This window comes from Micromonospora sp. M51 (assembly GCF_018070305.1).
Classification (GTDB): domain Bacteria; phylum Actinomycetota; class Actinomycetes; order Mycobacteriales; family Micromonosporaceae; genus Micromonospora; species Micromonospora parva.
Window position 1 is genome coordinate 1 of sequence record NZ_JAGPXZ010000246.1, and the last position, 7,641, is coordinate 7,641.

A 7,641-nucleotide genomic window follows, 5' to 3' on the forward strand; every position below is an offset into this window, starting at 1 on the left:
CGGCGATCTCCATCAGGGTCGGCCCGTCGGCGGCGAGCCGGAACTCGAGGTGCACGATGCCCGTACGCATGCCGAGGGCGCTCACCACCGCGGTGCAGAACTCCGTCACCTCGGCGGCGGCCTCGTGGTCGAGCTGGACGCCGGTGCGATGCGCTATCTCGACGAAGTGGGGCGGCTCGGCGGTCTCCTTGGCGGTGAGGTTGGCCAGCCACACCTTCCCCTCGCTGATCAGCGCCTCCCAGCTGTATTCCGGGCCGTCCACAGCCGTCTCCACCAGGAGCGGACCCTCGTCGTTCCGGCGTGCCACAGCGTCCTGGAAGGCGTCCAGGCTGTCGACCAGTTCCACTCCCTCGCTTCCCGCGGCGGACAGTGGCTTCACGACGACCGGCAGGCGGGCGGTGGCCCAGTCGCGCGCCGATTCCAGGTCGCCGGTCATCAGATACTCCGGTTGGCGGATGCCCGCCGCGGCGAACAGCCCCCGTTGCAGAGCCTTGTTGCGGGAGACGGTCGCGGCGTGCAGGGACGGGCCGGGAACGCCGAGCCGGTCCTGCAGCAGGGCCGCGCCGAGCACGTTGTTCTCGGTGAACGCCACCACTCCCGCCGGCCGGCGGTCTGCCGCGGCCGCCCAGGCCCCTTCGGCCCACTGCTCGTCGTGGTTGCCGGGGGCCACCCGGATGTGGTCGACGAGCCCGCCCGTGTCGGCGGCTCGGGCCGCGCCTTCCACGGCGGCCACCCGCAGACCCAGCCGTCGCGCGGCGGCGAGGTACGGCCTGCCCATGAAACCGACCCCGACCAGCAGCAGCTCAGACATGGTTGTCCGCCTTGCCGGCGGCCGTGACCTTGACCGAGGCGAAGATGTCCCGCAGGAACTGTTCGAGCACCGCCGTGGGTGCCGGGCCGACGATACCGGCGACGGGTACGTCGTACTCGGCGTAGCTCAGCGCCTGACTGACCGGCTCGTCCTCGGTGCGCTGCACCCAGCGCCAGGTCAGCGGGCTGCGCCGGAACTCGTCCGCGCCGTCGACGGTGCAGAACCTCGCGCCCAGGGTGTGACCGGGGACGATGAACCAGCCGTACCGGGCGTCCGGGCCGGAGTCGTGCGCCTCGGGGGCGGAGGCGCCGGGCGTCGAGAGGGCCCGCAGTTGCACCGACGGCATGTGCACGCCGGTCGCCAGCTCGAAGGTGTCGGCCACGCCGGCCCCGCCGAACCTGCTGGCCACCTCGAGGAAGACCAGGCCGTCGGGCGTCTCGATGCCTTCGAGGTGGAACAGGCTCGTGGTGATGCCGACGGCCTGTAGGCAGGCGGTGGTCCACTCCACGACGGCCGGCGGGGTGTCCGTCTGCACCGAACCGAGCGGGCTGCCCTCGGCGTACCCGAGGCAGGTGCCGACGTACCGGCTGGCCTGCAGCGTGACCGGGGTGCCGTCGACGGCCAACCCGTCGACGTGGATGATCGGGCCGCTGACGAATTCCTCGATCTCGAAGCCGCTCGGGTCCGCGTCGGAGGGCAGGCCGTCGCGACGTACCGTTTCGAGGGCGGATGCGGCGGTGTCGAATACGCGTACGCCCTGGCTGGAGGCGCCGTCGAGCGGCTTGAGCACCGTCTGGCCCGACCACCCGATGTCGGCTCCGGCGAGGGCCGAGGCCAGCGGGAGATAGCGCGGCACACGCAGACCCGCCCGGGCGGCGGCGGCCTTCATCATGACCTTGTCCCGGACGGGAAGCACGTCGGCCTCGCGTGGGCCGGGCACGTCGAGGGCCTCCCGGATGCGCGCCGCGGCGATCAGGTCGAACTCGGACTGGGCGATGACCAGGTCGGGCTTCGGGTGGCCGGCGAGCGCCGCCACCACCTCGGTCTCCGTGGCGCCCGTTCCGGGCCGCTCGATCCGTGTGCCGGGCAGCCGTGCGGGCAGTGTCGCCATGCGCTCGGCCGTACCGATGAAGGTCACCTCGTGGGCTTCGAAGTCGAGGCCATCCGCGTAGCGGATGATGTCATCGGTGATTCGGTGCAGGATCAGGATGCGCATGCGGATACCTCAGTTGAAGGACCAGTGGGAGCAACAGAACGGCGACGAGAACGGACCCGAGCACCGCGCCGAGCAGTACGGCCTGCGGGCCGTGCGCGGTGGCGAAGACGGCGACGACGAAGCCCGAGACCGGCAGGGAGACCTGGTTCAGCAGGACGATGAGGCCGATCGTCTTGCCGAGGTGTTCGCGGGGGATGCGGCGGATCCGTTCGGCGCGGATGAAGACGTTCAGGATGCCGACGGTGCCGATCAGCAACGTGTAGCCGATGGCGAACTGCGTGAACGTGTTCGCCTGGCTGATCGTGAGCCCACCCAGGCAGATGATCACGAAGGTGCCCAGGATGGCGACCAGTGGGGTGATCCGCCGGGACAGTCGCGGGATGATGAAGAAGATCAGCAGGGAGAGCACGCCCTCGGCGAAGGACAGCACCCCGAAGTAGCGGTCGGGCTTGCCGAAGGTGCCGGTGGTGATGGCGGCGCTGGTCGCCATGCCGACGCCGACCATGAGGTTCACCATCATCGTCAGCCCGACGAGGCCCACGATCGCGGGGAGCTTGAACAGCGTGCGCGCACCCTCGGCCACTGAGGCCAGCACACCGCGCACCGTCGTGGGCTCGGTGTTGGTGACCGCACTGCGCAGGCTGCCGCGCAGGGTCAGGACGTTGATCGTGGTGAGCGCGAAGAGCACCCCGGTCACCAGCAGGAGATCGGTCGTTCCCAGCAGCGTGGCCAGCAGGACCGCGATGGCCGGCCCGAGCACTGTGCTCGCCTGCTCGGTGCCCTGGATGACGGACTGGGCGCGCACCATGTGCTCGGGGGGCACGAACCGGGGGAGAGTGGTCTCCATCGCGATGTACGCCTGGGCGCTGGCCAGGGACATGGACGCGGCGAGAATGCTGAGCGTCACCACCGTCGCGCCCGGCCAGGCCAGCACGGCGGCGAAGGCCCCCACGGCGAGCAGTGCCCGGACGCTGTCGGCGATCAGATAGAGCCGGTAGCCGTCGACCCGGTCGGCGAGCACCCCGGCAACGGGGACGAAGATGACCCTCGGCAGCCACTCGACCAGGAAGACGAGCCCGCTCGCGGCGACACTGCCGGTGGTCTTGAAGACCAGCAGCGGAATGGCGAACAACAGAAACTGGTCGGCCAGCGCGGCGACCCCCCGGCCCCCGACGAAGCGCACGATCTGGTGGGGCCGGATGTCAGTTGTCGGGGACTCCCTGGCGGGGGCACGCAATGGTCCATTCACGCAGAGCTCCCCCGTCTGTCCATCGAGGAGCGTAACAGCGGCCGATCAGCAGCGACAACCCCGTCCAATCGGTGTGCGGTGAGCAGACCGTGGCCGGTGGCCGGGTTCGGGCTCTGCGCACCGCACTCGTCCCCGGTGATGGAACGACCCCGGATGACCGGAACACAATGGACGGTCAACGACTCGGCGGTGCACGGCAGACCCTGCTGAATCGCCAGTGCCACCACGCCGGCGGCGTACGCCGTGGCACCTGACGTGCCGCTCGACACCAGCCAGCCGTCATCCGCACCCGTGCCGTCGTACTTGCTGTTGCGACGGTCGAACAGGCAGCCGGGTTGGGTGGGGAAGAGGATGTAGTTGCCGTTGGGCAGCATGCCGCACGGGCCGGACACGTCCGGCACGGCCCGTCCGGGAAAGACCGCCGACCGGTAGCTGGAGGCGAGATCGGCGGCCCGCAGCTCGCCGTCCGGGCCGACGTGCACGCCCCCGACGGTGATCGCACCAGGGGTGGCGACGGACTGGAACATCGCTGTCGGCCGGTCGGTCGAGCCGTTACCGGCGGCGAACAGCACTGTGCAGCCCCGCCGGATCGCGTTGGCCACCTCGAGATGCAGATGGGGTTCCGCGCGCAACGTCCCCCAGCTGCAGGAGATGACGTCAGGTTCGAGCTGCACCGCCCGCTGGAACGCGGCGACCGGAAACGAGAAGCCCTCGGTGGCCATCTTGACCATGGTGAGCGACACGTCGGGCGCCACCGCCAGCAGCAGCGCCGACATCGCGGTGCCGTGACCGCGTTCGTCGACAGCGGGATCGAGCTGCGCCAGTGCGGGGACGACCGAGGTCCGGTAGCCGTGCTGGCGGTGATGCGGGTGGTCGTAGAGGCCGGTGTCGACCATGACGACGCGGACGCCGTCGCCGCGGACACCGGCGGCGTGCAGCGCTTCGGCTCCGGCCACCCGCACCGCGTCGCCGGGAAGGCGGAGGTGGTGCCCGGTCCCGCGCACCACCGGCGGCGACGCGGTGACGGTCAGCTCGAATCCGGAACGTGGCACCGAGACCGCACTGATGAGGTCGGTGCACACCCGGGAACGCAGTGGACCCCGCGCCACGAGTTCGTAGCGGGGGGAGTCGCGGATGTACTTGTTGCGGACCACGCCGACGGCGCTGCCGAAGACGTCCCCGAGCAGGCTCTGCTCGCCGCTGACGGTCAGGCCCACGTCGGTTCGGGCCTCGATCGCGAGGCCTTCCCGGAGCAGCGCCTCGGCGACCCGGTCGACGGTGGCCGGCGTGGGGAGGAACTCCTCGACACCGTGGCGCAGCAGCTCGGCGGGGTCGGTGAGGCTGCGCCCGCTCGCCGCCCGTGGGACAACTGTCAGCACACCCCGCCGGGTGAACGCGGCTATCTCGTCATCGATCATCGGAGGTCACCAGGTCGCGCAGGCGGGAGCGGTCGAGTTTGCCGGTCGGTGTCAGGCCGACGTCGCCCTCGTCGATCATGACGATCTTGGCCGGGACCATGTACGGCGGCAACACCCGGGCCAGCTCGGCCCTCAGGTCGGTTTCGGCGCCGGTCCGGTCGGCGGCCAGGACGAAGAGCGTGATGGCCCGGCCGGCGACCCGGTGCTGGGTCACCACCGAGCAGCAGTCGACCACCCAGTCCACGGCCAGCGCCGCGGCTTCGACCTCGGAGGTGTGCACGAGGTTTCCGGCGATCTTCACGGCGTCGTCGCGTCGGCCGACGAAGACGAGCTGACCGGCGCCGGTGCGCCGAACGAAGTCGCCCGACCGGTAGTACCGGATCTCGGGGGAGCCGCGTGTGATCAGCACCTGCTCGGTCCTCGCCCGCTCCTCGCAGTAACCCAGCATGACCTGCGGGCCGCCGATGAGCAGCTCACCCGTGTCGCCGTCGGGCACCGGTCGCAGGTCGTCGTCGACGATCAGGACGTCGACGGCGGGCAGCGGGGTCCCGATCGGCAGGTACTCGTCATCGTGGCCGGCGATGTCGTCGGTCACGTACAGGGTGGCGCTGTGCGTGGTCTCGGTCGGGCCGTAGCCGTGCACATAGGTCAGACCCGGAAGCTTCTTGTCCATCGCCCGCAGCAGCGAGGTCGGGCACGACTCCCCGCCGAACCACAGGCGGCGCAGGGAGCTCAGGTCGCGGCGGTCGATGTCGCTGAACCGCCCGAGCAGCATCCGGATGACCGAGGGCACCAGCAGCACGTCGGTGATGCCCCACTGCTCGCACGCCTGCGTGACCTGGCCGGCCATCGACAGCCGGGGCAGCAGGTGCACGCTGCCGCCGACCAGGAAGGTGGAGTACAGGTCGACAACGGACGCGTCGAAGAACAGCGGCGCCACGTTGATGTATCGCATCCGTTCCGGACAACCGACCACCTGGTGTACGCCCTCCAGCAGCGCGCACACACTGCGGTGGCTGATCATGACGCCCTTCGGGCCGCCGGTCGATCCCGAGGTGAAGATGACGTACGCCTGGTCGTCCGGCGTCCTGTCCCCGTACGCCGACGGCCGGTAGTCGGCCTCAGCCGACACGTCCCAGGAGTCACCGGCGACCACCAGAGTGCCGGCCGCCGCCTCGGCGAGCAGCCCGAGATACCGCGGATGCGCCACCGTCACCGTCGGGCGGCACCTGGCGAACTGCACCGCGGTCCGGGCCGGCGGCAACGACTCGTCGACGGGGACGTACCGCGCGCCGAGTCGAAGCGCCGCCACCATGCAGACCACCGAGTCGATGGACTTGTCCATCACCATCGCGACGGTGCCGTGCCGCCCGACGAGGGGAGCCAGCAGGTCGGTCAGGGCCTGGACCCGCCGAGCCAGCGTCCGGTAGGACACCTGGACGCTGGTGGCCAGATCGACCACCGCCACGGCGTCGTCGTCGTGGCGGCGGTCGATGACCTCGTCGACGAAGCGGAGCGGGCCACCGGTCACCTGTCGACCATCTCGAGTTGCCGGCACACCGCCTCCAGCAGCTCCGGGAAGGTGTCCAGCTTCTGGTCGTACGACCCGAAGTGGCCCATCCCCTCCATCACCGTCAGCCGGCTGCCGGTCAGTCGGTGCAGCTCCCGGGCCACGTCGAGGGGGACCCACGGATCGTCCGTCGAGTGGAACTGGACGATGAAGCGTTGGTTCCGCTTGATCGCCGCCCAGTCCCACGGCTGGTCGAAGAATCCGCTGCGCCGTTCGAGTTCGAAGCCGCAGTCGGTGTGGTGCCCGGCCACCACGAAGGTGCCCAGCAGCGGCGCCGACTCCGCGTACCGCAGTGCGGTCAGTGCTCCCGACGAATGCCCGACGATGACCGTCTGGTCGTCCGGACGGATGACGTCGGTCAGGTAGGGCAGCCAGTACCGCATCCGACCCTTGATCGGATCGGGGAAGGTCTGGGCCACCACGTTGTGGCCCCGAGCCTCAAGCTCCCGTTTGAGGTACGGGAACCAGATGCCGTCGATGGTTGCTCCGGCGTTGCCGTGCACCAGGACGACGCGTACCCCATCAGACATAGGAGTCGTCGTTGAGCTGGTCCTCGAGCATGGTCGCGAGCGAGCCGAGGGTGGCGAAGTGCTCCACCGTCAGCAGCTCCGGTTCGAGTTCGATGTCGTAGTACGACTCGAAGGCCAGCGTCAGCTCGATCATCTGGGTGGAGTTCAACGAGAGCCCGCCGTTGAACAGGGGCGTGTTCGAGGTCAACTCGACGTCGTGGTTCGGGAAGACCTCGGCCGCGATCTTGCGCAGGTCGTCCTCGATGTCGGCGCGGGTCTTCCGGTCGGTGCTCGTCACGTCAGCCCGCCTTCGGCGCGGTGCTGGAGTCGGCTGGCCGGGTCGCCAGCTTGGACTGCAGGAAGACCGGTGTGCGGGGGATGTTCATCTCGTCCTGGTGGAACGGGTTGCGCTTGTTCTTCAGGGAGAGGTACATGGTGCGCCGGGCCCGCGCCTTCTCCTCGTCGGAGTAGAACAGGAAGGCGATGTTGCCGGCGTTCTCCCGGCCGACCTCGGTGAGGGTGATGTCCTCGTCGGTCTCGATCGCGTACCCGCTCTCGACCATCCAGTTGATCTCCCGGCGGTACTTCTCCAGGTTGGCCACGTCCGCCTTGCGTACGGTGCCGAAGACCGGGAAGAACACCATCACCCGGTTCTCGACCTCGTCCTCACTGCAGATCCGGCCCTGCTCGATCGGGATGATGCCGTCCTCGACGTCCTTGATCCAGCGGTCCACGTTGGTGTGGTTGCGGTAGCTCCGCTCACCCATGTAGTTCTCGGCGGCCGGGCCGATGCCCAGTGTGTAACTCGCCCGGTAGCCGTTGCCGCCGCAGGCGTGGTCCAGCCCGATCGGGCCCGTCTCGTCGAGGT

General features: G+C 69.7%; 8 protein-coding genes. All 8 read right to left on the reverse strand.

All coding sequences use genetic code 11. The features are described from left to right. Positions 1-811: acetyl-CoA carboxylase biotin carboxylase subunit family protein (locus KBX53_RS15240; protein WP_210859943.1), on the reverse strand; the 811-nt coding region annotated here is incomplete at its 3' end. After that, positions 804-2,027 carry an acetyl-CoA carboxylase biotin carboxylase subunit family protein gene (locus tag KBX53_RS15245; RefSeq protein WP_210859945.1) on the reverse strand — a complete coding sequence of 408 codons (1,224 nt, stop codon included), beginning with the start codon at positions 2,025-2,027 and terminating at the stop codon, positions 804-806. The genes KBX53_RS15245 and KBX53_RS15240, both read right to left, overlap by 8 nt. Further along, complete coding sequence (locus KBX53_RS15250) at positions 1,993-3,210, reverse strand: MFS transporter (RefSeq protein ID WP_210859947.1); 1,218 nt, start codon at positions 3,208-3,210, stop codon at positions 1,993-1,995. Before KBX53_RS15250 ends, KBX53_RS15245 begins: the two co-directional genes overlap by 35 nt. Before the next feature lie 62 nt (positions 3,211-3,272). Next, the gene (locus KBX53_RS15255; RefSeq protein ID WP_210859949.1) at positions 3,273-4,694 is read right to left on the reverse strand and encodes a S8 family serine peptidase; all 1,422 of its coding nucleotides are present in this window, start codon (positions 4,692-4,694) and stop codon (positions 3,273-3,275) included. Continuing rightward, entirely contained in the window at positions 4,684-6,225 is a 1,542-nt protein-coding gene (locus KBX53_RS15260) for an AMP-binding protein (RefSeq protein ID WP_210859951.1), read from the reverse strand. Before KBX53_RS15260 ends, KBX53_RS15255 begins: the two co-directional genes overlap by 11 nt. Beyond that, positions 6,222-6,794, reverse strand: coding sequence for an alpha/beta hydrolase (locus KBX53_RS15265; RefSeq protein WP_210859953.1), 573 nt, complete (start codon positions 6,792-6,794; stop codon positions 6,222-6,224). Before KBX53_RS15265 ends, KBX53_RS15260 begins: the two co-directional genes overlap by 4 nt. After that, the gene (locus KBX53_RS15270) at positions 6,787-7,071 is read right to left on the reverse strand and encodes an acyl carrier protein (protein WP_030330897.1); all 285 of its coding nucleotides are present in this window, start codon (positions 7,069-7,071) and stop codon (positions 6,787-6,789) included. The genes KBX53_RS15265 and KBX53_RS15270 overlap by 8 nt, the downstream gene beginning before the upstream one ends. Before the next feature lies 1 nt (position 7,072). Then, the coding region (locus KBX53_RS15275; protein ID WP_210859955.1) for a hypothetical protein at positions 7,073-7,641 on the reverse strand (569 nt) is incomplete at its 5' end.

What these genes read in the sequence shown, in the direction of transcription:
- KBX53_RS15245 (WP_210859945.1), bottom strand. Translation starts at nt 2,027, where the DNA reads ATGCGCATCCTGATCCTGCACCGAATCACCGATGACATCATCCGCTAC.
- KBX53_RS15255 (WP_210859949.1), bottom strand. Translation starts at nt 4,694, where the DNA reads ATGATCGATGACGAGATAGCCGCGTTCACCCGGCGGGGTGTGCTGACA.
- KBX53_RS15265 (WP_210859953.1), bottom strand. Translation starts at nt 6,794, where the DNA reads ATGTCTGATGGGGTACGCGTCGTCCTGGTGCACGGCAACGCCGGAGCA.